Source organism: Lyngbya aestuarii BL J (genome assembly GCF_000478195.2).
Lineage (GTDB): Bacteria > Cyanobacteriota > Cyanobacteriia > Cyanobacteriales > Microcoleaceae > Capilliphycus > Capilliphycus aestuarii.
In genome coordinates this window covers 1-1,115 of the sequence record NZ_AUZM01000237.1, presented here as the reverse complement: position 1 = coordinate 1,115, position 1,115 = coordinate 1, and the positions used below count along the sequence as shown (strand labels likewise).

2 protein-coding genes are annotated in these 1,115 nt (G+C 43.2%); both read left to right on the top strand.

Annotated features, from left to right (window positions below; genetic code table 11):
• Window positions 1–7 precede the first annotated feature (7 nt).
• Entirely contained in the window at window positions 8–280 is a 273-nt protein-coding gene (locus M595_RS29845; RefSeq protein WP_238987154.1) for a zinc ribbon domain-containing protein, read from the top strand.
• Window positions 281–929: 649 nt separating this feature from the next.
• On the top strand, window positions 930–1,115 hold a 186-nt coding region (locus M595_RS30875; protein WP_023069886.1), incomplete at its 3' end, for a CBS domain-containing protein.

The following is a 1,115-nucleotide window of genomic DNA, read 5'->3' as shown; positions in this document are numbered from 1 at the left end:
AATTGATGTGATTTTGGTTGACCCGAGATGTACCAGCCAAACCTGTTCGAGATGCCACCATATCCACCCCAAACCGGGAAAATCTTACCGGAAAGGGAAAGTTTTTAAATGTGGGTTTTGTGGTTTTGAACATGATGCTGATGTAAATGGAGCATTGAATATTGCTCAACTAGGGGTAGTTGTAAACCTGCCCGAAATCTCGACTTATTCCTGTCAACTAGAGGGGCAACTATCGTTGTTTCCTGATGGGAGTGGGTTAGGGATAAAGCCCACGCCATAAGCTATGCGTTGGCGATGGGTCGTTTACTCAAGCTTCCATCCTCAAAAAGTGAAGTCAACATCCAGACTGGTAATCGACCGGATTTCCCCGTGATTTTGCCATCTTCGACGTTTATGTATATAGCCCATCGCCTTCTCGTGAAACATCCCTCTTAAGGAGAAAGTTCAATTTCTCGCTGGCCAGGAGTCTACGGCGACATGAGTGCTAACTTTTGGAGTGACCTTTTTTGTCTGTTTACCCAAAGATGTTGTGGAAATATACTTTTTTAATTTTTAATTCTTATTTTTTTATTATTAAGGTGACGATTTTCTTGAAGTTGAGCGAACATGATAGAGATAGCTCTCTCAAAGCACTGCTGAGAAATCTCCCAGGAGTTAGAGAGGTGTGAGCCATAGTCAACCGTTTACAGAACAACTTTAGATAGCCGTTTTTGACTGGAGAACAGGAACAAAACGGTAAAATTGTCTCAACTCGGTCGCGTATTGAGAAACCCAAAAGTTACCAAGTGGAATCACAGAACTGAATAGAAGTTGTTATTCGTGAGTTGGTCTTAGTTGATTCAACTCCCTCGCCTACGACTATCCCCCAATAATTTGATCGCGATTTCCCCCAGAGACGCTATTGCCTTCGGCTCCAATACAGATTTTCTATGTACTCTTGCCCCACTCACCTCCAAACCTTTATCCGGGCAGTACCCGTTTGTCATCAAACCACCACCTTAAGTGAGGTTTGGTCAATATTCTGCCAGGAAAAATGCGATCGCATCGTTGTGATCAGTCCTCAAGATCATCCTTTGGGAGTGGTTTACTTGTGTCGTTTGATCGGATCTGTCTTT